We start from the raw sequence: 23,607 nt of genomic DNA, 5'->3' as shown, positions 1-23,607 counted from the left end.
CCGATGACCACCCACGCTGAGCAGCGCACCGTCCTCGTGCCCGACGGCCTGGCCGGCGAGCGCGTCGACGCGGCGATGGCCCGCATGTTCGGCTTCTCCCGCACTAGGGCCGCCGACCTGATCTCCCAGGGCCTGGTCCAGGTCGACGGCGGCAGCGTCGGCAAGAGCGACCGGGTCCACGCGGGCTCGATGCTCGACGTCACGATCCCCGCCGAGAGCGACCCGCTGGAGGTCAAGCCGGAGATCGTCGAGGGCATCCGGATCATCCACGACGACGACGCCATCGTGGTGATCGACAAGCCGGTGGGCGTCGCCGTGCACCCCTCGCCGGGCTGGAACGGGCCGACCGTCGTGGGCCACCTCGCCGGCGCCGGGTTCCGGATCTCCACGAGCGGGGCCAGCGAGCGGCAGGGCATCGTCCAGCGCCTCGACGTCGGCACGAGCGGCGTGATGGTCATCTGCAAGTCCGAGCGCGCCTACTCCGTGCTCAAGAACGCCTTCCGCCACCGCACGGTCGACAAGACCTACCACGCGTTGGTCCAGGGACACCCCGACCCGCTGACCGGCACCGTCGACGCCCCGATCGGGCGACACCCCCACCACGACTACAAGTTCGCGGTGATGGCCGACGGCCGCCACAGCATCACCCACTACGAGACCCTCGAGGCCCACCGGTTCGCCAGCCTGCTCGAGGTCCACCTCGAGACGGGCCGCACGCACCAGATCCGGGTCCACATGAGTGCGCTCAAGCACCCGTGCGTCGGCGACCTCACTTACGGCGCCGACCCGACGCTCGCCAAGCGGGTCGGGCTCGAACGCCAGTGGCTGCACGCCATGCGGCTCGGCTTCGAGCACCCCGAGAGCGGCGACCACGTCGTCTACGAGTCCACCTACCCCGACGACCTCGCGCACGCGCTCGAGGTCATCCGTGATGAGCACTGAGCTGGCCCTGCGCCCGGCCACGGCCGCGGACCTCCCAGCCATCGCCGAGATCCACCTGGCCGCGCGTCGGTCCGCCGGCGACGCGTTCCCGCCGGGGGTCCACGGCGACGACGACGTGCGCGCCTGGGTCTCGAGCTGGGACCTGACGTCGTACGACGTGTGGGTGGCCGCGCTGGGCGGCGAGGTGGCGGGCTACGCCCGGTGGACGCCGACCTGGCTCGACGACCTCTACGTCCACCCCGACCACCAGGGACACGGGGTCGGCACCGCCCTCTTCGAGACGGTCTCGGCGCACCGGCCCGAGGGCTTCTGCCTGTGGGTCTTCGAGTCCAACGCGCCCGCCCGCGCGTTCTACCGGCGCCACGGCTGCCTGGAGCTCGAGCGCACCGACGGATCCGGCAACGAGGAGCACGCTCCCGACATCCGGGTGGCGTGGCCGGGGCCCGACCCGCTGGCCTTCCTGCGCGGACTGATCGACGAGGCCGACCTCGTGCTCGGCGACGTGCTCGCGCGGCGTACGGCGTTGACGCGGGCGGTGCAGTCGGTGAAGCCCACCACTGAGCGCGACCCCCACCGCGAGGCCGAGATCGCCCGGCGGGTGGCCGCCGTGGTCCCGGAGCTGGGGGAGCGGCGCGTCGCGCGGATCGTCGACGTGATCATCGCCCAGTCCCTCGACGCCTCCCGCTGACGTGCTGCCGCCTCCCGGGGAGCTGCTCCACTTCAGCGAGGACCCCTCGATCCGGCACTTCGCGCCGCACGTGGCGGCCACGGCTCAGCAGCCCGCGGCCTACGTCTGGACCGTCGACGCCCTCAACGCTCCGTGCTACCGGTTCCCGGCCGACGACCTCGAGCCCTTCGGCGAGCGGCCCCACGCCCACGTGGCCACCCGCCCGGTCGCGCCCCTGGGACCGCCGGTCGAGGTGGACGACCTGCTCGGGCTCCACGAGGAGCACGACATCGAGCTGCGCGTCCTGGCCGACCTCGGCGACCACCTCGCGCGGGTCCGCGAGGTGGAGCCGGCGCTGGAGTTCTCCGCGATCCGGATGGGCAACGCCGGCGTGGGGCCGCGGGGCCCGTTCACGACCCGTCGCTGACCGGCGGGCGGCTGGGGCAGGATGGCGGCGTGCTGCTCTACGACGACGTGATCGAGGAGTACCGCGACTTCGCGGCCTACGCCGCCGGGGACTCGCCGTGCTTCGAGGCCTGGGCCCGTGAGGTCACCGAGGACCCGGAGGTGCTGGCCTGGCTGGGCACGCTGCCCCCGATCAAGCGCCAGCCCAACCTCGTCCTCGCCGCCGCCCGCTGGCACGGCGCTCCCGCGCCCGGTCCGTACGACGGCGTGCGCCGGGTGCTGCTCGAGCAGGAGGCCGAGGTCCGGGCCACCGTCATGGCGCGGGCGACGCAGACCAACGAGGTCGGCCGGCTCGCGACGCTCGTCCCCGTCATGGGCCTGGTCGAGGGCCCGCTGGCCCTCATCGAGGTGGGCGCCAGTGCCGGGCTGTGCCTGTTTCCCGACCGCTACGACTACGCGTGGCCGCCCGTGGGCGGGCTGCGGGGGAGCGGTGGGCCCGTCCTGACCGCGGACGCCACCGGGCCGCTGCCGGTCCCCGCGGCCCATCCGCGGGTCGCCTGGCGCGGCGGCGTCGACCTCAACCCGCTCGACGTGTCCGACCCCGACGCCATGGCGTGGCTGGAGAACCTGGTCTGGCCCGAGCAGGACGAGCGGCGACGGCGACTGCGCGCGGCGGTCGACGTCGCACGCCAGGACCCGCCCGCGCTGCGCGCCGGCGACCTGTTCGACCACCTGGGCGACCTGCTCGAGGAGGCCGCGCCGCACGGCACGCCCGTGGTCTTCCACTCCGCGGTGATCGCCTACCTCGAGGAGCCCGACCGGCGCCGGTTCCACGCGCTGATGACCGACCTGGTGGCGACCGGGCGCTGCCGGTGGATCAGCAACGAGGGCCGGCGGGTGCTGCCCGACGTCCTGGTCGGCCGGGAGGTGCCCTCGGGGCGTTTCGTGACCGCCCTGGACGGCGTCGCGGTGGCCGCGAGCCACGGCCACGGCCACGCGATCGACTGGCTCTCCTGAGCCGTGGCGCGTCTTGTCGGAGGGGCCCGGCACACTGACGTAGGCTGACGTTCCTTCCCCTCCGAGTGCCCGCTGCGGCACTGCTGACTCGTCAGCGACGCTCCACCCCAGTGACACCGTCAGCGACCCTGAAAGGTGCGGAAGTCTCCTCCATGTCGGCCGGCTCCTCCCCAAGTTCCGTGGACAACTTCGTGCACCTGCACGTGCACACCGAATACTCCATGCTCGACGGGGCTTCGCTGCTCGACGGGTTGTTCTCCCGCACCAGCGACCTCGGCATGCCGGCCATCGCGATGACCGACCACGGCAACCTCCACGGGGCCTACGACTTCTACCGCAAGGCCAAGCAGCACGGGGTCAAGCCGATCATCGGCATCGAGGCCTACATCACCCCCGGCACCATGCGCGGTGAGCGCCGCCGGGTGCGGTGGGGCCAGGGCGACCTGGCCGAGGAGGGCGGCAACGACGTCGCGGGCGGTGGCGCCTACACCCACATGACCATGTGGGCCGAGAGCACCGAGGGCATGCACAACCTCTTCCGGCTCTCCTCGCGCTCCAGCCTCGAGGGCTACTTCTACAAGCCCCGCATGGACAAGGAGATCCTCGCCGAGCACAGCAAGGGGTTGATCGTCAGCACCGGCTGCCCCAGCGGTGCGATCCAGACCCGCCTGCGGCTCGGTCAGTACGACGAGGCCGTGCGCGAGGCCGACGAGCTGCGCGAGATCTTCGGCAGGGACAACGTCTTCCTCGAGCTGATGGACCACGGCATCTCCATCGAGAAGCGGGTCCGCGACGACCTGCTCCGCCTCGGCAAGGAGCTCGGCCTCCCCCCGATCGCCACCAACGACTCCCACTACAACAACCCCGAGGACGCCGCGGCCCACGACGCCCTGATCTGCGTCGCGTCGGGCAAGCGGCTCTCCGACACCAACCGCCTCAAGTTCGACGGCGGCGGCTACTACATCAAGTCGCCCGCCGAGATGCGTGCCCTGTGGGCCGACCAGTTCGGCATGCCGGAGGCGTGCGACAACACCCTCGCCATCGCCGAGCGCTGCGAGGTCGAGTTCACCGAGTCCACCGGCGGCTACATGGCGCGCGCCGACGTGCCCGCCGGCGAGAGCGAGGACAGCTGGTTCCGCAAGGAGGTGTGGCGCGGCATCGAGGCCCGCTACCCCGGCGACCGCCTCGACCAGTCCGTCCGCGACCGGGTCGAGATGGAGCTCGCGATCATCTCCCAGAAGGGCTACTGCGGCTACTACCTCGTGGTCGCCGACTTCATCAACTGGGCCAAGGACAATGGCATCCGCGTCGGCCCCGGCCGCGGGTCCGGTGCGGGCTCCATCGCGGCCTATGCGCTGCGCATCACCGACCTGTGCCCGCTGGAGCACGGCCTGTTCTTCGAGCGCTTCCTCAACCCCGAGCGCCCCTCGATGCCCGACTTCGACATCGACTTCGACGACGCCCGCCGCGGCGAGGTCATCACCTACGTCAGCGACAAGTACGGCGCCGACCGGGTCGCGCAGATCGCGACCTTCGGACGGCTCAAGTCCAAGGCCGCCATCAAGGACGCCGCGCGCGTGCTCGACCACGGCTTCGCCATCTCCGACCGGATCACCAAGGCCCTGCCGGCCGACGTGATGGGCAAGGGCGTGCCGCTCAAGGAGATCTTCAACCCCGAGCACAAGCGCTACCGCGACGGCGGCGAGTTCCGCACCCTCTACGACCAGGACGCCGATGTCCGCACGATCTACGAGACCGCCGTGGGTCTCGAGGGGCAGATCCGCAACTGGGGCGTGCACGCCGCGGGCGTGATCATGTCGAGCGAGCCGCTCATCGACATCGTCCCGATCATGGCCCGCCCGCAGGACGGCGCGGTCATCACGCAGTTCGACTACCCGATGTGCGAGTCGCTCGGGCTGGTCAAGATGGACTTCCTCGGCCTGTCCAACCTCCGCACCCTCGAGGACGCGCTGATCAACATCGGCGTCAACCGCGACGAGCAGGTGGTGCTCGAGGAGCTGCCCTTCGACGACCGGGCGACCTACGAGCTGATGGGCCGCGGCGACACCCTCGGCGTCTTCCAGCTCGATGGCTCGGGCATGCGCGCCCTGCTGCGCTCGATGCAGCCCGACCAGTTCGCCGACATCACGGCCGTGAGCGCGCTCTACCGTCCCGGCCCGATGGGCGCCGACTCCCACAACAAGTACGCCCGCCGCAAGAACGGTCGCGAGCCGATCGACCCGATCCACCCGGCGCTCGCCGAGGCGCTCGAGCCGGTGCTGGGTGAGACCTACGGCCTCATCGTCTACCAGGAGCAGGTGATGGCCATCGCCCAGGTGCTGGCCGGCTTCACCCTGGGTGCGGCCGACAACCTGCGCCGCGCGATGGGCAAGAAGAAGAAGGAGGAGCTCGACAAGCAGTACGCCGGCTTCCAGGCCGGCATGCTCGAGCGCAGCTTCCCCCAGGTCGCGATCGACAAGCTCTGGGAGATCCTGCTCCCGTTCTCCGACTACGCCTTCAACAAGTCGCACTCCGCCGCATACGGCGTCATCACCTACTGGACGGCCTACCTCAAGGCCAACTACCCCACCGAGTACATGGCGGCGCTCCTCACGTCCGTGAAGGACGACAAGGACAAGATGGCGATCTACCTCAACGAGTGCCGCCGGATGAAGATCCAGGTCCTGCCGCCCGACGTCAACGAGTCCCACGCCAACTTCACCCCGGTGGGCCACGACATCCGCTTCGGCCTGACCGCGGTGCGCAACGTCGGCAGCAACGTCGTCGCCGGCATCGTCGCGGCGCGTGAGGAGAAGGGCCGCTACGCCGACTTCAACGACTTCATGGAGAAGGTCCCCGCGCTGGTGTGCAACAAGCGCGTCGTGGAGTCGCTGATCAAGGCCGGCGCCTTCGACGACATGAAGCACAAGCGCCGGGCGCTGGCCGCCGTCCACGAGACGGCGGTCGACCAGTTCGTCGACCTCAAGAAGAACGAGGCGATCGGCCAGGACTCCCTGTTCGGCGGCCTCGGCGACGACGACGCCGGCTTCGGGGTGAGCGTGACCATCCCCGACATCGACGACTGGGACAAGCTCACGCTGCTCGGCCACGAGCGGGAGATGCTCGGCCTCTACGTCTCCGACCACCCCCTCCTCGGCCTCGAGCACGTGCTCTCCCAGGGCACCGACTGCACGATCGGCCAGCTCATGCTCGACGAGGAGCGCCCCCACGGCTCGACGATCACCATCAGCGGCCTGATCACCTCGGTGGCGCGCAAGATCACCAAGCGCGGCGACCCGTGGGCCACGATCACGCTCGAGGACCTCGACGGGGCGATCGAGGTGCTGCTCTTCCCGAGCGCCTACACCCTCGCCTCGACACTCCTGGTCGAGGACCAGGTGGTGCGGATCAAGGGCCAGCTCTCCCGTGACAAGGACCAGCCCGAGCTGCGTGCGCAGGAGGTCACGGCTCCCGACCTGACCACCGGACCGACCGGCCCCGTGGTGATCAGCCTCCCGTCGACCCGCTGCACCCCACCGGTGGTGGCCCAGCTCCGTGACGTGCTCGGCACCCACCCGGGCATGACCGAGGTGCAGCTGCGCCTGCTGACCCGCAGCTCGACCAAGCTGCTCCGGCTCGACGACAACCTCCGGGTCAGCCCGAGCCCCGCGCTCTTCGCCGACCTCAAGCAGCTGCTCGGCCCGGGATGCCTGACCGGATGAGCACCGCCGACGAGGCCGACGCCCGCGATGGCGACCGGACGCCGGGCGCACGCGCGCTCGTGGTCCGCCTCGCCGTCGTCGTGGCCGTGTTCCTCGTGGCGGGTGCCGCCGCCGGAGCCCTGTGGGAGCGGCTGTGGGACGCGCCGACCGGGCTCAGCTTCAAGGGCCAGTGGTTCCTTGAGCCTGCCGGTCCGGACCTCTCCTTCGAGGGCATCGCCCTCTTCGTGCTGATCGCCTTCCCGCTCGGCGTCGTGCTGGCGGCGCTGGCGGGCATTCGGAGGGGGCACGAGGTGGCGACCGTCCTCATCGTCCTGGTGGCCGCGAGCCTCGCCGGGGTGGTGATGTACGCCGTCGGCACCGCCCTGGGCCCGTCCGACCCGCAGGCCCTGGCAGCGGGTCAGCCCGACTACACGCCCATCTCCGGCGACCTGGGACTCACCGCGCCCGACCGCGACCGCGTGCCCTACCACTCCACCGCGCTGGTGGCGCTGCCCGCCGGTGCGATGACTGGTCTGGTCGGGATGTATCTCTTGGGAAGTCGGGGGTTGGCCACGCGTTCTCGCGGGTAGGCTGAGCCCGACATTTTCGGTCCCCGACACGGGTCGGGGCCCTGCAACGGGGGAGCAGCACCCAGATGAGCATGACACCCGATGGCCCGGACTACCTGGACGCGTCCGGCCCGGTCGAGGCCGCGCCCGACAACGACAACCGCAAGCGACTGATCGCCCTCGGCGCCCTCGTCGCCGGCGGCGCCGTGGTCGCCGGTGGGGCGTGGGCCGCCACCAGCTTCTACGCCACGGGCTCGCAGCCGGCGGAGGCGCTCCCGGACTCGACCATCGCCTACGTCAGCGTCGACCTCGACCCAAGTGGTGGCCAGAAGATCGAGGCCATCAAGACGCTGCGCAAGTTCCCCGGGTTCACCGACAAGGTCGACCTCGAGACCGACGACGACCTCCGCGAGCGGTTCTTCGAGGAGATCACCGCGTCCGGCGAGTGCGAGGGCCTCGACTACGCCGAGGACGTCAAGCCCTGGCTGGGCTCGCGCGCCGCGTTCGCCGCCGTCGACCTCGGTGAGGACGAGCCGGCCGCGGTCGGCGTCGTCCAGGTGAACGACGCCGGCAAGGCCGAGGACGGCGTCGCCAAGCTCATCGACACCTGCGGCGGCACCGCCGAGGGCGACGCCGAGGTCGGGGGCTGGGTCGTCGACGGCGACTGGATGGTCCTGGCCGAGACCAAGGAGATCGCGCAGCAGGTCGTGGACGCGGCCGACGGTGCCTCCCTGGCCGGCGACGCGTCGTACGACAAGTGGACCGGCGAGGCGGGCGACGACGGCTTCATGTCCGTCTACGTCGCCAAGGCCGCTGCGCAGTACCTCGACGACGCGGCCGGCATGGGCTCCATGTTCGGCGGCCTGCCGTCCTCGCCCGAGGACTTCACCGGCGAGGACCCGATGGGTCTCGCACCGGACGGCGAGGTGCCCGCCGAGCTCCAGCAGATGATCGACGACTTCGACGGCATGGCCGCCACGGTCCGCTTCGACGACGGTGCCGTCGAGGTCGAGTACGCCGTGGCCAACTACCAGGAGGACATCACGAAGTACGTCGACAGCCAGGACGGCGCCGACATGGTCGCCGACCTCCCTGCCGACACCGTGGCCGCGATGGGCTTCTCCCTCGAGAAGGGCTGGGCGAACGCGATGCTCGACTACGTCAAGAGCAGCCTGCCCGAGGAGAGCGACACGATCGACGAGCAGATCGCACAGTTCGAGTCCGAGACCGGGCTGTCCTTCCCGGAGGACATCGAGACCCTGCTCGGCGAGGGCACGACCATGTCGGTCGGCAGCGGCATCGACCCCGACGCGATCAGCAACGGTGGCCCGGGTGAGGTCCCCGCCGGCATCACCATCAAGGGCGACGCCGACGAGATCCAGGCGGTCCTCGACAAGATCAGCACCTACGCCGGACCCGAGGCGGCCGACTACCTCCAGGTCACCGAGGGTGACGGCACCGCCGTGCTCGCCCTGCAGGACGACTACCGCGGCAAGCTGGAGTCCGGGGGTGACCTCGGCTCCAGCGACGACTACACGAAGGTCGTCGAGGCGGACGACGCCCAGATGGTGCTCTTCGTGAGCTTCGACGCCGACGACGACTGGCTGGTCCGCGTGACCCAGGACATGCCCGAGGTCAGCGAGAACCTCGAGCCCCTGTCGGCCTTCGGCATCAGCGGCTGGGTCGACGGCGACGTCGTCCACGGTCTCGTCAAGGTCACCACGGACTGATCGGTCCGTCGCGTTCAGCGACCGATGGTGGCGGTCACCGCTCCGGTGATCGCCACCAGGTCGCGGGGCGCGAGCTCGAGGTCGAAGCCGCGACGCCCGCCCGAGACCAGGATCGTCTCGTGGTCGAGCGCGGAGGCGTCGAGGGCGGTCGGGTGCGCCCGCTTCTGCCCGATGGGGGAGATCCCGCCGGCGACGTAGCCGGTCGCCCGCTCGGCCGCCGCGACCTCGGCCATCACCGCCTTGCTCCCGCCCAGTGCCCGAGCCAGTGCCTTGAGGTCGAGGTGGCCGGAGACGGGGACGATGCCGACGACCAGCTCTCCGCGCCGTCCTGCCGCCGGGTCCAGCGACGCGAGCAGCGTCTTGAACACGCGTGCCGGGTCCACCCCGAGCGCCTCGGCCGCCTCCGTGCCGTACGACGTCGCCCGCGGGTCGTGCTCGTAGGACCGCACCTCGAAGGCGATGCCGGCGGCCGTCAGCGCCACCGTGGCCGGCGTACCTCCGGAGCCGCGTGCCTTCTTCGCCATGGGCGGCCGGTCAGTTGGGGGACCAGGCGGTCCGCGCGACCTGGGTGGCGGGGAGCGACGGGATGACGTTGATCGCCCGCAGCTCCTCCGTCAGCAGCCGGGTGACGAGCACGAGTCGCTCGGTGGCGTCGCTCGCCTCCAGCAGCGACTGTCGCTCCGCCATCGGCAGGGGGGTCAGCGCGGACAGCGTCCAGGCGAGGTAGTCGGGGTCGCGCGGCAGGGTGCCGCTGAACGGGTCGCCCTGCAGGGCGGTCATCGCGGCGCGGAAGGCGGTGAAGGTGGCCCGCGCCCGGTCGAGCAGGTCGGCGGGAACCTCCACCTCGGGCTCCGGCACCAGCTCGACGACCCCCTGCGGGAAGTCGGCGCCGCGCTGCATCTCCTCCAGCTTGAGGCGCTCACGGGCCACCGCGACGATGTCGAAGGTGCCGTCCTCGCGCCGCTCGACCTCGGTGAGCTGCAGGACGCAGCCCATCCGGTAGACCGACTGCGCGCCGTGGTCACCGACCTCGTAGCCCTCGCGGATGGCCACCGTGCCGAACACTCGGGCGGCCGGGTCCTCCACCGTCAGCAGGTGGTTGACCAGCATCCGGTAGCGGTCCTCGAAGACGTGGAGCGGCACGCTCATCCCCGGGAACACGACGGTGCTCAGCGGGAACATCGGGAGTGCATCGCTCACGTGATCTACCTAACCACCCGTGTCCACGGTGAACCCGCGACCGGGGCCCGACCCGCCGGGGAACCTAGACTCGGGGCCATGTCCATGATCCGTCGCATCGACCTGAGGGGTGCCGACCCGGCGTCCGTCGACTACCGCGCGAGCGTGCCTCGCGCCGAGTTCGACGTTGAGGCCGCGACGCATCAGGTCCAGCCGATCATCGACGCGGTCCGGGCGCGCGGCGTCGAGGCCATCACGGAGTTCTCGGCGAGGTTCGACGGGGTCGACAGCGACGACATCCGGGTGCCCCGCGAGGCGCTCGCCTCGGCGCTGGACGAGCTCGACCCGGCCGTGCGCGCGGCGCTGGAGGAGTCGATCCGCCGGCTGCGCGCCACCAGCGAGGCCGAGCTCGAGCACGACGTGACCAGCCAGGTCGCGACCGGCGCCACCGTGACGCACCGCAAGGTGCCGATCGACCGCGTGGGGCTCTACGTCCCCGGCGGGCTGGCCCCGCTGGTCAGCAGCGTCGTGATGAACGTCGTGCCCGCGCAGGTCGCCGGGGTGCGCTCGATCGCCCTCGCCAGCCCGCCGCAGAAGAACAGCGGGGGGATGCCCGAGCCGACGATCATGGCCGCCTGCGCCCTGCTCGGCGTCGACGAGGTGTACGCCGTCGGCGGCGCCCAGGCGATCGCCATGTTCGCCTTCGGCGCCGGCCCCTGCGAGCGCGTCGACCTGGTCACCGGCCCGGGCAACATCTACGTCGCGGCCGCCAAGCGGCTGCTGCGCGGCGTGGTGGGCATCGACTCCGAGGCCGGCCCGACCGAGATCGCGATCCTGGCCGACGACAGCGCCGAGGCCGCCTTCGTCGCCGCCGACCTGATCAGCCAGGCCGAGCACGACCCGATGGCCGCCTCGGTGCTGGTGACCGACTCGCTCGAGCTGGCCGACGCCGTCGACGCCGAGCTCGACAAGCAGGTCTTCGCGACCCGGCACACCGAGCGGATCCGCACGGCGCTGACCGGTCGGCAGTCGGGCATCGTGCTGGTCGACGACATGGACCAGGGTGTCGCCGTCGTCGACGCCTACGCCGCCGAGCACCTCGAGATCCACACCCGTGACGCGGCGGTCCACGCGGCCCGCGTCCGCAACGCGGGGGCGATCTTCGTCGGTCCGTGGGCGCCGGTGTCCCTCGGCGACTACTGCGCGGGCTCCAACCACGTGCTGCCGACCGCCGGCTGCGCCTGCCACTCGAGCGGCCTGTCGGTGCGCGCGTTCACCCGGTCGGTGCACGTCATCGACTACTCCCGGGCCGCGCTCGCCGAGGTCGCCGACCACGTCGTGACGCTCGCCGAGGCGGAGGACCTGCCGGGCCACGGCCAGGCCGTCTCGGTGCGCTTCGACGCCACCCGGCCAGAGCAGTGAGCACGTTCCCACCCCTGCGCGAGGAGCTGCAGGGGATCGAGCCCTATGGCGCGCCCCAGCTGTCGCACGAGCAGGCGCCGGTGCAGCTCAACGTCAACGAGAACCCCTACGGTCCCTCGCCCGAGGCGGCGGCCGACATCGCCCGCGCGGTCGGCGAGGCGGCGGTCTCGCTCAACCGCTACCCCGACCGCGAGTTCACCGATCTGCGCGCCGCGCTGACGGCGTACCTCAACACGTCCGGGGGCAGCGGCATCACGCCCGACATGGTGTGGGCGGCCAACGGCTCCAACGAGGTCATGCTCCAGCTGCTCCAGGCCTTCGGCGGCCCGGGCCGGGTGGCGCTGTCGTTCGCGCCGACGTACTCGATGTATCCCGAGTACGCCCGCGACACCCTCACCGAGTGGGTGGCCGGCCACCGGGCCGAGGACTTCTCCCTCGACCTCGACGCCGCACGTGAGCTGGTCCTCGCCCGGCGGCCGTCCGTCGTGCTGCTGCCGAGCCCCAACAACCCCACCGGGACGGCACTGCCGCCGGAGGCGGTCACCATGCTGTGCGAGGCCGCGGCGTCGTACGAGCCGGGCGGCGTCGTCGTGGTGGACGAGGCCTACGGCGAGTTCCGCCGGGCCGGGACGCCGAGCGCGCTCGAGCTGCTCGGCGAGCACCGCAACCTCGTGGTCACCCGCACGATGAGCAAGGCCTTCGCCCTGGCCGGAGCGCGGCTCGGCTACCTCGCGGCCGACCCGGCGATCTGCGACGCGATCCGCGTCGTCCGGCTGCCCTACCACCTCTCGGCGGTCACCCAGGCGACCGCGCTGGCCGCGCTGCGGCACGCCCCCGAGCTGCTCGGGCGCGTCGACGACCTGCGCGTGGAGCGCGACGCGACGGTGGTCTGGCTGCGCGAGCAGGGCTTCGAGGTCGCCGACTCCGACGCCAACTTCGTGCTGTTCGGACGGTTCGCCGACCGGCACGCGGTCTGGCAGGGTCTCGTCGACCGCGGCGTGCTGATCCGCGAGACCGGGCCGGACGGCTGGCTGCGGGTCTCCATCGGCACCGAGCACGAGATGACAGCATTCAGGCAGGCACTCACGGACGTGACGAAGGAGCAGGCATGATCACCACCCCACGACCTTCGTCTCCTCCGCCCCGCTCCTCCGAAGAAAGTCGCAGGGACCCCGCATGAGCCGCACGGCCAGCATCGAGCGCAACACCAAGGAGTCCCAGGTCAGGGTCGAGGTCGACCTCGACGGCACCGGGCGCGCCCAGGTCAGCACGGGCGTCGGCTTCTTCGACCACATGCTCGACGCGTTCGCCCGCCACTCGCTCGTCGACCTCGTCGTCCACACCAACGGCGACACCCACATCGACGCCCACCACTCCGTCGAGGACACCGCCATCGTGCTCGGCCAGGCGTTGCGGGAGGCGCTGGGCGACAAGTCCGGCATCCGCCGCTTCGGCGACGCCACCGTCCCGCTCGACGAGGCGCTCGTCCAGGCGGTCGTCGACGTCTCCGGCCGTCCGTTCTGCGTCCACTCCGGTGAGCCCGACGGTCAGGCCTACGTCGCCATCGGCGGGGGCGGTGCCAACGGCGTGCCCTACCAGGGGTCGCTCACGCGGCACGTCTTCGAGTCGATCGCCCACCACGCGCACCTCGGCCTCCACGTCCGGGTGCTCGCCGGGCGCGACCCGCACCACATCGTCGAGACCCAGTTCAAGGCCTTCGCCCGCGCCTTCCGCGACGCCGCGTCGTTCGACCCGCGCGAGACGGGTGTGCCGTCCACCAAGGGCAGCCTGTGAGCGGGTCGTCCGGCGCCGACGTCGTCGTCCTCGACTACGGATCGGGCAACCTGCGGTCCGTCGTCCGCGCGGTCGAGCGGACCGGCGCGTCCGTCACGCTCACCGGCGACTTCGACACCGCCCTCGCCGCTGACGGGCTCGTGGTGCCGGGCGTCGGGGCGTACGCCGCCTGCATGGCCGGACTGCGCGCCGTCAAGGGCGATCGGATCATCGGGCGTCGGCTCTCGGGCGGTCGCCCGGTGCTGGGGATCTGCGTCGGCATGCAGGTCCTGTTCGCCGGCGGCGTCGAGCACGGGGTGGAGACCGACGGCTGCGACGAGTGGCCGGGCCTGGTCACCCGTCTCGAGGCGGACGTCGTGCCGCACATGGGGTGGAACACCGTCGAGGCGCCGAGCGGGTCGCGCCTGTTCGCGGGCGTGGAGCAGGAGCGCTTCTACTTCGTGCACTCCTACGCCGCCCGGAGCTGGGACCTCGTGACCAACGACCGCACGTCCGCCCCGCTGGTCACCTGGGCCGAGCACGGTGGCGACCGGTTCGTGGCCGCGGTGGAGAACGGACCGCTGTCCGCGACCCAGTTCCACCCGGAGAAGTCGGGGGACGCCGGCGCCGCGCTGCTGCGGAACTGGGTGGCGTCGCTCTAGCTCGCCGCGTGCCGCCAGCTCGCCGCGTGCCGCCAACTCGTGAGTTGGTCAGCCAACCGGTGAGTTGGCGGGTTGGGTGCCCCAGCCGGGTCCCCGGAGGCCCCCAAGTCGCCAACTCGTGAGTAGTCGGGCGACGACCTCGACGTCCCGAAAAACGGGGTCGACCCACCTCCGGTCGGCGTTCTACGGTCCCGGCATGACGGGGACACTGAGCATGAACCAGATCATCCACGCCGCGGTGCGCCGTGACGTGGACCGCATCGAGCAGGCGCTCCGCGCGCTGGCCGACGGCGATGCCGCGCGGGCCGGTGAGGTCCGGGTCGCCTGGCGCAACCTGGTGCGAGAGCTGACCCACCACCACGAGGCCGAGGACACCTACGCGTGGCCCTTCCTGGCCTCGCGCGGCTTCGACCCGCTCCTCCTCGCCGCGATGGAGGAGGAGCACGTGGCCATGAAGCACGCGCTCGCGTCGTCGTCCACGGCGATCGACGCGGTGGTGGCCACGCCCACCGCGGCCGCTGCCGGCGCCGCCGCCGACGAGGTCGCCCGGGCCCGCGAGGTGATCAACGGCCACCTCGCCCACGAAGAGGTGACGTCGAGGGCGTGATGGGCGCCCTGGAGGACGACCCGGAGTGGAAGGCGGTCGCCGGCAGGATGCGACCGGCCAGCATCGTCGACGCCGCCAACGCGCTGGCGTGGATGCAGGACGGGGCAGGGGAGCGGGAGCGGTCCTCGTTGCGCGCGACGGTCCCGGGACCGGTCGTCACCCTGCTGACCCTGCTGCTGGCCCGGCGCTACCGGCGCGAGGTCGCACCGGTCTGGCGCTAGCGGGGCTCGTCCCCACCGGGCTCGGGCGGTGTGCGCCGGTGCCGCTGTGGTTCACCGCCACCATCGGCGGCGTGCCCGTGGACTGCACGGGCAACGGCGTACGCGCCCTCGACGAGGGGATCAGGGCGCAGATCCACCACGAGGCGGTCTCGGCGCGCCCGCGGCCTGGGCCTCTAGCCGCGGGACGCCTCGGCGTCGCGTTCGGCGAGGGCCTTGAAGGTGAGGAGCTGCTTGCGCGCCATCACCAGGTCGCCGAGCGAGACCACCGGCGCCAGCCACGACGGCGTGCCCGCGACCACCTTCAGCAGCAGTCGCGTGCCGTCCGCCTGCGACGCGACGACGTACGACATGTAGGCCGACATGATCCGCGCCGTGAGCTCGTTTCCTGGATCGACCCCCACCACCCGGCCCTGGTCGAGTCCGAACGCGCGGGTGAACGGGGCTCCGACACGCGGCTCGGGTACGTCGCGCAGCTCGCGTGGTGAGCGTCTGCCGAGGTTGTCCACGAAGTCGTAGGAGTAGGGCGCGAGACGCACCTGCCGCAGCCGCGCCCACACCGTTGCTGCGTCGGCGTGGACGGTGACGCCCCGCCAGGCCTGCAGCGTCGGTTCGGCGACGAAGTCGTCGCAGCCGTAGTGACGGCGGGTCTCCGCCTCCGTCACGCCCCAGCGGTCACCGATCACGCCGCCACGCTACGGGGGCGCGCCTGATCAACCCCGGCCAACCCGGCGACCGACGGGGGAGCCCAGCCGGAGGCGCGACCGCACACGTGCGCCCGGGAGGTGAGGCGCGTCTCGCCGGACCACCGGGGCGCGAGGACCCCGACGTCCCGCTCCTAGGATCGACCCATGCCCAGCACCCCCGAGCAGCCCTACCTCGAGCTCCTGCCCGCCGTCGACATCAAGGGCGGCCAGGCCGTCCAGCTCGTGCAGGGCGTGGACGGGTCGGAGAAGCGCTTCGGCGACCCGATCGAGGCCGCCCTGCGCTGGCAGGAGGCCGGAGCGGAGTGGATCCACCTCGTGGACCTCGACGCCGCCTTCGGGCACGGGCACAACCGCGAGCTCCAGGCGAAGATCGTCGGCACCCTCGACATCCGGGTGGAGATGAGCGGCGGCATCCGCGACGACGAGTCGCTCGCGGCGGCGATGGCCGCGGGCTGCCGGCGGGTCAACATCGGCACGGCCGCGCTCGAGCAGCCCGAGTGGTGCGCCCGGGCGATCGCGACGTACGGCGACCGCGTGGCCGTCGGGCTCGACGTGCGGGGCACGACCCTCGCCGCGCGCGGCTGGACCCGCGAGGGCGGCGACCTCTACGAGACGCTGGCGCGCCTGGACTCCGAGGGCTGCGCACGCTACGTCGTCACCGACGTCAACAAGGACGGCATGCTCCAGGGCCCCAACCTCCAGCTCCTGCGCGACGTCTGCGCGGCAACGGACAAGCCGGTCGTCGCCAGCGGCGGCGTCACCACGCTCGACGACATCCGCGCGCTGATGGGCCTGGTCGGCGAGGGCGTCGAGGGTGCGATCGCGGGCACCGCGCTCTACGAGGGCCGCTTCACCCTCGAGGACGCCCTCGCCCTCACGAGGGGCAGGTGACCGTGGAGTTCACCGACTACCACACCAGGCTGGCCGCCTACGTCCTCCTCGTCGACGAGCAGGAGCGGGTGCTCCTCGCGTGGTGGAACGGCGAGGGGCACAGTGACCCGGAGTGGTCGCTGCCCGGCGGCGGGATCGATTTCGACGAGTCGATCCGCGACGGCCTGGTGCGCGAGGTGTTCGAGGAGACGGGTCTCCACGTCGAGCCGGGTGCGCTCCTCGTCGACCACCACTTCACCGCGCGGGGCAGGACCTTCGACGGCTGGTTCCGCTCGCAACGGTTCGTCTTCGAGGCGACGATCACGGGTGGGGAGCTGGGCACCACCGAGGTCGGCGGCTCGACGGACCACGCCGCCTGGGTGCCGCTCGCGGCGCTCGACGGCCAACCCCGTTCGGAGATCGTCGACATCGCGTTGGCCGCACGCCGGGTCGAGGAGGCAGGGCGATGAGCCTGGCGATCCGCGTCATCCCGTGCCTCGACGTCGACGGCGGCCGGGTGGTCAAGGGCGTCAACTTCAGCGAGCTCCGTGACGCCGGCGACCCGGTCGAGCTGGCCCGCCTCTACGACGCGGAGGGTGCCGACGAGCTGACCTTCCTCGACATCTCCGCCTCTCACCAGGGCCGCGCGACCACGATGGAGGTCGTCAGCCGCTGTGCGGAGGAGGTCTTCATCCCGCTCACCGTCGGCGGCGGCGTCGGCAGCGTCGAGGACGTCGACCGCCTGCTGCGCGCCGGGGCCGACAAGGTCGCCGTCAACACCGCGGCGATCCGTCGCCCCGAGCTGGTCGCGGAGATCGCCGACCGGTTCGGCAACCAGGTGCTCGTCCTGAGCGTCGACGCCAGGCGGGCCGCAGGGACTGCCAGCGGCTTCGAGGTGACCACCCACGGCGGGCGCCGGAGCGCCGGACTCGACGCGATCGAGTGGGCCGTGCGCGCCGCCGAGCTCGGTGCCGGCGAGATCCTGCTCAACGCGATGGACGCCGACGGCACGACCGACGGCTTCGACCTCGAGCTCATCCGCGCCGTACGCCGGGAGGTGAGCATCCCGGTCATCGCCAGCGGGGGAGCGGGTGCCGTCGAGCACTTCCCGCCGGCCGTCGAGGCCGGCGCCGATGCCGTCCTCGCCGCCACCGTCTTCCACTTCGGCACCCTGAGCATCGGCGACGTCAAGGCCGGTCTGTCCACGGCCGGTCACGCCGTCCGCTGAACTCGAGTGAAGTCGTAGGATTCCGCCATGCTGAAGACGTCTCGCCCCCTCGTGCGGCACTGCGCCGTCGCCGCTCTCGCGACCGCCACGTTCGCGTTCACCGCCTGCGCCCCGGCCGACGAGGCCGACTCCGGCTCCGACGCGGCCACCGACTCCTCGTCGTCGGAGTCACCGGCGGCCGACGAGTGCACGCCCGACGCGATGGAGACCGTCACCGCGGGCACCCTCACCATCGCGACCGACACCCCGGCCTACGAGCCGTGGTTCGTCGACAACGACCCGACCAACGGGGAGGGCTACGAGTCCGCGGTGGCGTACGCCATCGCCGAGCAGCTCGGCTACACCGCCGACCAGGTCGCCTGGGTGACGGTCCCCTTCAACAAGGTCGTCCAGCCGGGGGTCAAGGACTTCGACTTCGACGTCAACCAGGTCTCGATCACCGAGGCCCGCCGCAAGGCCGTGGACTTCTCGTCGGGCTACTTCGACGTGGTGCAGACCGTTATCACCAACAAGGGCAGCGCGATCGACGGCGTGACCAGCATCGCCGACCTGGCCGACGCCAAGCTCGGGGCCCAGGTCGGCACGACCAGCTACACCGCGATCACCGACCAGATCCAGCCGTCGCAGGAGCCGGCCGTCTTCGACACCAACGACCAGGCGGTCCAGGCGCTCAAGAACGGCCAGATCGACGGGATCGTGGTCGACCTCCCCACCGCCTACTTCATGACGGCCGTGCAGCTCGACGACGGCGTCATCGTTGGCCAGCTGCCCCTCCCGGACGGTGAGCCCGAGCAGTTCGGCGCCGTCCTGGCCAAGGGCAGCGCCCTCACCGGCTGCATCTCCGGTGCGGTCGACGCGCTGCGCGACGACGGCATCCTCGACCAGATCAGCCAGGAGTGGCTCGCCCAGCAGGGCGCTCCCGAGCTGTCCTGATGACCGACCGGGTGGCCGAGGCCCGGGCCACCGAGGACTGGCAGCCCTCCGCGGTCCAGCGCGAGCGTGACGAGTGGCGCCGACGCCGCACGCTGCGCAGCGCCGTCATCGCGGCGGGAAGCACGCTGCTCCTGCTCGGGGCGCTCGGCGGGGCCGTGGTCAGCTCGCCGGGGTGGCAGCGGGTCCAGGAGACCTACTTCGACTGGGACAAGGCGGTCTCGTCGTTCCCGGCGGTGCTCGACGGCCTCTGGCTCAACATCCGCGTCATGCTGGTCTGCTGGGTGCTGATCCTGGCCCTGAGCCTCACGGTCGCGATCGTGCGCACCCTGCGCGGCCCGGTGGCGTTCCCCCTGCGCCTGCTCGGGACGGCGTACGTCGACGTGTTCCGCGGGCTGCCGCTGCTGCTGGTGATCTTCCTGCTGGGCTTCGGCGGACCCGCGCTCGGACTGAGCGGCATGCCGACCTCGCCGCTGTTCTGGGGCGGCACCGCGCTGGTGCTGTCCTACTCCGCCTACGTCGCCGAGGTGCTGCGCGCCGGCATCGAGTCGGTCCACCCGAGCCAGCGGCTGGCGGGCCGCTCGCTGGGGCTGTCCTACGGCCAGACGCTGCGCCATGTCGTGCTGCCGCAGGCCTGGCGCCGAGTGATCCCGCCGCTCATGAATGACCTCGTGTCCCTGCAGAAGGACTCCGGCCTCATCGCCGTGCTCGGCGTGAGCGACGCGATCCGCAAGGCGCAGATCGAGACGGCGCTCGACTTCAACTACACGCCGTACGTCGTCGCCGGCGTGCTGTTCTGCTGCCTCACCATCCCGATGGCCAGGCTCACCGACCGCTATGCGCGCAAGAAGGGCTACCACGGGGCGGGGGGTGTCCTGTGAGCGAGCTCGTGAGCCGACCGTCGGACGCCGTGAGCGAGCTGCTGCGGCTGGACGGCGTGCGCAAGGTGTTCGGCGACAACGTGGTCCTGCGCGACGTCGACCTGACGATCGAGCCGGGCCAGTGCGTCGTCCTGATCGGTGCGTCGGGGTCGGGCAAGTCGACCCTGCTGCGCTGCGTGAACCTCCTCGAGGTCGTCGACGACGGCACGATCACCTTCGAGGGCCGCGACATCACCGCCCCGCAGGTGGACGGCGACGAGGTGCGCTCGCGGATGGGCATGGTCTTCCAGGCCTACAACCTGTTCCCGCACCTCGACGTCATCGGCAACGTCACCCTGGCGCTGCGCCTGGTGCACGGCGTGGACGCGGAGGAGGCCCGCTCCCGGGGCCTCGCGATGCTGGAGCGCGTCGGCCTGTCCGAGAAGGCCCGCGCCCGCCCCGACGACCTGTCGGGCGGTCAGCAGCAGCGCGTCGCGATCGCCCGGGCCCTCGTGGCCAACCCGCGGCTGATGCTGCTCGACGAGGTGACGAGCGCGCTCGACCCGGAGCTGGTGGGTGAGGTGCTCGACCTGCTCACCGAGCTCAAGGGCGAGGGCGTGACGATGCTGCTCAACACCCACGAGATGGGTTTCGCGCGCGACGTCGCCGACCAGGTCTGCTTCCTTCACGACGGCCGGATCCACGAGCAGGGGAGCCCCGACCAGGTGATCGGCGACCCCCAGCAGGAGCGCACCCGCGCGTTCCTCTCCCGGATCCGCGCCTCCTGATCGAGGCAGCTTTTCGATTGGGCCGGTGTCAGGGGCAGGGCATAACCTCACGAGAGTGACGGATGATGCGGAGCCGAGGGGCACCACCACGCTCGACGGCTTCCGCGTCCTCTGGGTCGGGGTCAAGCGGGAGCCGCGCGTCTTCACCGTCGCCACCCTCGGCGCCGTGCTCTTCGGGGTCCTGACCGTCGCCGACGCGTGGGTGCTCGGCTGGTCCACCCAGCACGTGCTGATCCCCGCCTTCGACAACGGCGAGATCGGCACCGGCCTGCTCGTGTGGGTCGTCGCGCTCTTCATGGCCGTGGCGATCCTGCGCGCGATCGGCATCGTGGCCCGGCGCCTGGGCGGCGGCATCATGTACTACCGGATGCAGTCGCACACCCGCCGCGGCGTCACCCGGCAATACCTCTCCCTGCCGATGGAGTGGCACCAGCGCCACCCGACGGGCCAGCTGCTCTCCAACGCCTACTCCGACGTCGAGGCCGCGTGGTCGCCGATCATGCCGCTCCCGATGGCGCTCGGCACGGTCGTGATGATGGTCATCGCCGTCATCCAGATGTTCGTCGCCGACGTCGTGATGGCGATCGTCGGGCTGCTGGTCTTCCCCGCGGTCGTCGTCGCCAACCTGCTCTACCAGCGCTACGCCTCGCCGCTGATGACGCGGGCCCAGGGCCTGCGCGCCGAGGTCAGCGAGATCGCCCACGAGTCCTTCGACGGCGCCATGGTCGTCAAGACGCTCGGCCGCGAGGTCGAGGAGACCGACCGGTTCCGGGCCAAGGCCCACGAGCTGCGCGACGTCAACATCCGCGCCGGCCGGATCCGGGCCGTCTTCGACCCGGCCCTGGCCAGCCTGCCCAGCCTGGGTGTGCTCGTGGTGCTGACCGTCGGCGTGTCGCGCGTCGCCAGCGGCGCGACCAGTGCCGGCGACGTGGTGACCATCGCCTACCTGCTCACCATCGTCTCCTTCCCGATCCGGGCCATCGGCTGGCTCCTCGGCGAGTTCCCCCGTTCGGTCGTGGGCTACCGTCGCGCCAAGGCCGTGCTCGACGCGCAGGGCAACATGCCCTACGGCGACGACGAGCTCCCCGTCACGCGGCAGGGTGCCCTGCTCGAGGTGGCCGACCTCCACTACTCCTACGACGGGACCACCCCGTTGCTGCAGGGTGTGGACTTCGAGGTCCGGCCGGGTCGGACCGTGGCCCTCGTCGGCGCGACCGCGTCGGGCAAGAGCACCCTCACCAGCCTGATGTGCCGGCTCGTGGACCCCGACGAGGGGCAGATCCGCATCGACGGCCACGACGTGAAGGGCCTGCGCAAGGGCGAGCTGCCCCGCAGCGTCGCGCTGGTGCCCCAGACCGCCTTCATGTTCGACGACACCGTCCGCGGCAACGTCACGCTCGGTGCGGACGTCCCCGACGAGGACGTGTGGGGAGCGCTGCGCACCGCCCAGGCCGACGGCTTCGTCGCCGCCCTGCCCGACGCCCTCGACACCGTCGTCGGCGAGCGCGGCACGACCCTGTCGGGCGGTCAGCGCCAGCGCCTCGCGCTGGCCCGCGCCGTCGTGCGACGCCCACGGCTGCTGGTGCTCGACGACGCGACGAGCAGCGTCGACCCGCAGGTCGAGCAGCGCATCCTGGCCGGGCTGCGCGAGTCCGGCTCGGCGTCCACGGTCGTCGTCGTGGCCTACCGCCGGGCCACCATCGCGATGGCCGACGAGGTCGTCTTCGTCGAGGACGGCCGGGTCAGCGCCCGCGGCACCCACGACGAGTTGCTGCAGACCTCCGCGGGCTACCAGGACCTGGTCCACGCCTACGAGCGGGCCGAGGCCCAGCGCGCCGAGGACGTCCGCGACGCCCTCGCCGCCGCCGAGAGCGAGGTGACCGCGTGACCGTCGCCGCCGACCACGACGAGGAGCAGCTCGACCTGCCCGGGGCCGCCGGGACGATGGACAGCCGCGGCAAGCAGCGCGGTGCGTTCGCGACGCTGGCCCACGGCATCCGCCTGACCCCCGAGTTCCGCGAGGGGCTGGTCGTCACGCTGCTGCTCGCCCTCGTGGCGACCGGTGGGCGCGTGGTCGTCCCGGTCGCCGTCCAGCAGACGATCGACAACGGCCTCATGGGCGACGGCGGCCCCGACCTCGGGCTCGTCCGGCTGGCCTGCGGCCTGGCCCTGCTCGCGGTCCTCGTGACCGCGTTCGCGAACTTCCTCACCAACGTCCGGCTCTACCGCACCACCGAGCGCGGGCTGTCGGCGCTGCGGGTGCGCGCGTTCCGCCGGGTGCACGACCTGTCCGTGCTGCACCAGGCCGCTGAGCGCCGCGGCTCGCTGGTCTCCCGCGTCACGAGCGACGTCGACACGATGAGCACCTTCATGCAGTGGGGCGGGCTGCTCATCGTCGTCTCCGCGGCGCAGCTGACCCTCGCGACGGTGCTGATGCTGTTCTGGTCCTGGCAGCTGACGCTGCTGGTCTACGTCTGCTTCCTGCCGCTCGTGCTCTCGGTCAAGGTCTTCCAGCAGCGGCTGCAGGAGGCCTACGGCGTGGTGCGCGCCCGCGTCGGCGAGATGCTCGGCGCCGTCGCGGAGACCGTCGTCGGCGCGCCGGTGATCCGCGCGTACGGCGTGCAGGACCGCACCGCCGCGCGGATCGACGCCGCGGTCGACGCGACCCGGGCTGCGCAGGTCCGGGCGCAGCGGATCGCCGCGGTCACCTACTCCACCGGCGAGCTCGTCGCCGCCCTGGCGACCGGCATGGTCGTGGTCGTCGGCGTGCTGCTGGGCGTGGCCGGCGAGATCACCACCGGACGCCTCGTCGGCTTCCTGTTCCTCGTCACCCTGTTCGTACAGCCCGTCCAGGTGGCGACCGAGGTCCTCAACGAGGCCCAGAACGCCGTCGCCGGGATGCGCCGGGTGCTGGGCGTGCTCGACACCCCGACCGACGTCGCCGACCCGGGCGACGGCGGGCGGGCGCTGCCCGACGGGCCGATCGGCGTCCGCTTCGAGCAGGTCTCGTTCGCCTACCCGGGCGGCCCGGAGGTGCTGCACGCGGTCGACCTCGAGCTCACCGCCCGCACCCGGGTCGCCGTCGTCGGCGAGACCGGCAGCGGCAAGACCACCTTCGCCAAGCTGCTCACCCGCCTGATGGACCCGACCCGCGGGCGGGTGCTGCTGTCCGGCGTCCCGCTCGACGAGGTGCGCTTCGACTCGCTGCGCGCGCGGGTGGTCATGGTCCCGCAGGACGGCTTCCTGTTCGACTCCACCGTCGCCGACAACGTCCGCTACGGCCGGCCCGACGCGACCGACGACGAGGTCGCGCGCGCCTTCGTCGAGCTCGG

At 71.9% G+C, this 23,607-nt stretch carries 24 protein-coding genes; 21 read left to right on the top strand and 3 right to left on the bottom strand.

Annotation, left to right across the window (positions count from 1 at the left end):
• Window positions 1-3: 3 nt before the first annotated feature.
• The 7 genes from JWN97_RS10485 (at window position 4) to JWN97_RS10455 (ending at window position 9,031) form a co-directional block, all read left to right on the top strand.
• Window positions 4-942 (top strand): RluA family pseudouridine synthase, encoded by a 939-nt coding sequence (locus JWN97_RS10485; RefSeq protein WP_297622139.1) that lies wholly within the window; start codon window positions 4-6, stop codon window positions 940-942.
• The gene (locus tag JWN97_RS10480) at window positions 932-1,630 is read left to right on the top strand and encodes a GNAT family N-acetyltransferase (RefSeq protein WP_297622137.1); all 699 of its coding nucleotides are present in this window, start codon (window positions 932-934) and stop codon (window positions 1,628-1,630) included. The genes JWN97_RS10485 and JWN97_RS10480 overlap by 11 nt, the downstream gene beginning before the upstream one ends.
• Before the next feature lies 1 nt (window position 1,631).
• Window positions 1,632-2,036 (top strand): DUF6886 family protein, encoded by a 405-nt coding sequence (locus tag JWN97_RS10475; RefSeq protein ID WP_297622134.1) that lies wholly within the window; start codon window positions 1,632-1,634, stop codon window positions 2,034-2,036.
• 29 nt (window positions 2,037-2,065) lie between these two features.
• A complete protein-coding gene (locus JWN97_RS10470; RefSeq protein WP_297622132.1) occupies window positions 2,066-3,031 on the top strand; it encodes a DUF2332 domain-containing protein in 966 nt (321 codons plus the stop codon).
• Between the two features lie 152 nt (window positions 3,032-3,183).
• Window positions 3,184-6,753: a DNA polymerase III subunit alpha gene (gene dnaE / locus JWN97_RS10465; protein WP_297622131.1), complete on the top strand. Its 3,570-nt coding sequence runs from the start codon at window positions 3,184-3,186 to the stop codon at window positions 6,751-6,753.
• Complete coding sequence (locus tag JWN97_RS10460; protein ID WP_297622130.1) at window positions 6,750-7,322, top strand: hypothetical protein; 573 nt, start codon at window positions 6,750-6,752, stop codon at window positions 7,320-7,322. Before dnaE ends, JWN97_RS10460 begins: the two co-directional genes overlap by 4 nt.
• A 65-nt stretch (window positions 7,323-7,387) precedes the next feature.
• Window positions 7,388-9,031 (top strand): DUF3352 domain-containing protein, encoded by a 1,644-nt coding sequence (locus JWN97_RS10455; protein WP_297622128.1) that lies wholly within the window; start codon window positions 7,388-7,390, stop codon window positions 9,029-9,031.
• A gap of 14 nt (window positions 9,032-9,045) precedes the next feature.
• Here JWN97_RS10455 and ybaK read toward each other — a convergent pair whose 3' ends face one another.
• Together ybaK and JWN97_RS10445 are read right to left on the bottom strand one after the other, a co-directional pair.
• Window positions 9,046-9,555 carry a Cys-tRNA(Pro) deacylase gene (gene ybaK / locus JWN97_RS10450; protein ID WP_297622126.1) on the bottom strand — a complete coding sequence of 170 codons (510 nt, stop codon included), beginning with the start codon at window positions 9,553-9,555 and terminating at the stop codon, window positions 9,046-9,048.
• A 10-nt stretch (window positions 9,556-9,565) separates the two neighbouring features.
• Entirely contained in the window at window positions 9,566-10,231 is a 666-nt protein-coding gene (locus JWN97_RS10445; protein WP_297622124.1) for an LON peptidase substrate-binding domain-containing protein, read from the bottom strand.
• Between the two features lie 84 nt (window positions 10,232-10,315).
• On the opposite strand from JWN97_RS10445, the gene hisD reads away from it, so the two are divergent.
• The 6 genes from hisD (at window position 10,316) to JWN97_RS10415 (ending at window position 14,895) form a co-directional block, all read left to right on the top strand.
• Window positions 10,316-11,632: a histidinol dehydrogenase gene (gene hisD, locus JWN97_RS10440; protein ID WP_297622153.1), complete on the top strand. Its 1,317-nt coding sequence runs from the start codon at window positions 10,316-10,318 to the stop codon at window positions 11,630-11,632.
• A complete protein-coding gene (locus JWN97_RS10435) occupies window positions 11,629-12,744 on the top strand; it encodes a histidinol-phosphate transaminase (protein ID WP_297622122.1) in 1,116 nt (371 codons plus the stop codon). The genes hisD and JWN97_RS10435 overlap by 4 nt, the downstream gene beginning before the upstream one ends.
• 64 nt (window positions 12,745-12,808) lie before the next feature.
• Window positions 12,809-13,426: an imidazoleglycerol-phosphate dehydratase HisB gene (gene hisB, locus JWN97_RS10430; protein ID WP_297622120.1), complete on the top strand. Its 618-nt coding sequence runs from the start codon at window positions 12,809-12,811 to the stop codon at window positions 13,424-13,426.
• Window positions 13,423-14,067, top strand: a complete 645-nt coding sequence (gene hisH, locus JWN97_RS10425) for an imidazole glycerol phosphate synthase subunit HisH (RefSeq protein WP_297622118.1) — start codon at window positions 13,423-13,425, stop codon at window positions 14,065-14,067. Before hisB ends, hisH begins: the two co-directional genes overlap by 4 nt.
• 196 nt (window positions 14,068-14,263) lie before the next feature.
• Window positions 14,264-14,674, top strand: a complete 411-nt coding sequence (locus JWN97_RS10420) for a hemerythrin domain-containing protein (protein ID WP_297622116.1) — start codon at window positions 14,264-14,266, stop codon at window positions 14,672-14,674.
• A complete protein-coding gene (locus JWN97_RS10415; RefSeq protein WP_297622114.1) occupies window positions 14,674-14,895 on the top strand; it encodes a hypothetical protein in 222 nt (73 codons plus the stop codon). Before JWN97_RS10420 ends, JWN97_RS10415 begins: the two co-directional genes overlap by 1 nt.
• 173 nt (window positions 14,896-15,068) lie before the next feature.
• On the opposite strand, the gene JWN97_RS10410 is transcribed toward JWN97_RS10415, so the two are convergent.
• On the bottom strand, window positions 15,069-15,578 hold the full coding sequence (locus JWN97_RS10410) for a hypothetical protein (protein WP_297622112.1): 510 nt from the start codon (window positions 15,576-15,578) through the stop codon (window positions 15,069-15,071).
• 165 nt (window positions 15,579-15,743) lie between these two features.
• On the opposite strand from JWN97_RS10410, the gene priA reads away from it, so the two are divergent.
• From priA to JWN97_RS10370, 8 genes are all read left to right on the top strand, one after another.
• On the top strand, window positions 15,744-16,490 hold the full coding sequence (gene priA, locus JWN97_RS10405; protein WP_297622110.1) for a bifunctional 1-(5-phosphoribosyl)-5-((5-phosphoribosylamino)methylideneamino)imidazole-4-carboxamide isomerase/phosphoribosylanthranilate isomerase PriA: 747 nt from the start codon (window positions 15,744-15,746) through the stop codon (window positions 16,488-16,490).
• Window positions 16,487-16,939, top strand: coding sequence for an NUDIX hydrolase (locus JWN97_RS10400; RefSeq protein ID WP_297622108.1), 453 nt, complete (start codon window positions 16,487-16,489; stop codon window positions 16,937-16,939). Before priA ends, JWN97_RS10400 begins: the two co-directional genes overlap by 4 nt.
• Complete coding sequence (gene hisF, locus JWN97_RS10395; protein ID WP_297622106.1) at window positions 16,936-17,697, top strand: imidazole glycerol phosphate synthase subunit HisF; 762 nt, start codon at window positions 16,936-16,938, stop codon at window positions 17,695-17,697. Before JWN97_RS10400 ends, hisF begins: the two co-directional genes overlap by 4 nt.
• A 27-nt stretch (window positions 17,698-17,724) precedes the next feature.
• Window positions 17,725-18,630 (top strand): ABC transporter substrate-binding protein, encoded by a 906-nt coding sequence (locus JWN97_RS10390; protein ID WP_297622104.1) that lies wholly within the window; start codon window positions 17,725-17,727, stop codon window positions 18,628-18,630.
• Window positions 18,630-19,508, top strand: a complete 879-nt coding sequence (locus JWN97_RS10385; RefSeq protein WP_297622102.1) for an amino acid ABC transporter permease — start codon at window positions 18,630-18,632, stop codon at window positions 19,506-19,508. Before JWN97_RS10390 ends, JWN97_RS10385 begins: the two co-directional genes overlap by 1 nt.
• A complete protein-coding gene (locus tag JWN97_RS10380; protein ID WP_297622100.1) occupies window positions 19,505-20,275 on the top strand; it encodes an amino acid ABC transporter ATP-binding protein in 771 nt (256 codons plus the stop codon). The genes JWN97_RS10385 and JWN97_RS10380 overlap by 4 nt, the downstream gene beginning before the upstream one ends.
• 55 nt (window positions 20,276-20,330) lie before the next feature.
• Window positions 20,331-22,163, top strand: coding sequence for an ABC transporter ATP-binding protein (locus JWN97_RS10375; protein ID WP_297622098.1), 1,833 nt, complete (start codon window positions 20,331-20,333; stop codon window positions 22,161-22,163).
• Window positions 22,160-23,607: ABC transporter ATP-binding protein (locus JWN97_RS10370; protein WP_297622096.1), on the top strand; the 1,448-nt coding region annotated here is incomplete at its 3' end. The genes JWN97_RS10375 and JWN97_RS10370, both read left to right, overlap by 4 nt.

Source organism: Nocardioides sp., assembly GCF_025965415.1.
In the GTDB taxonomy this organism is placed as follows: domain Bacteria; phylum Actinomycetota; class Actinomycetes; order Propionibacteriales; family Nocardioidaceae; genus Nocardioides.
This window is presented reverse-complemented; position numbering and strand designations above follow the sequence as displayed.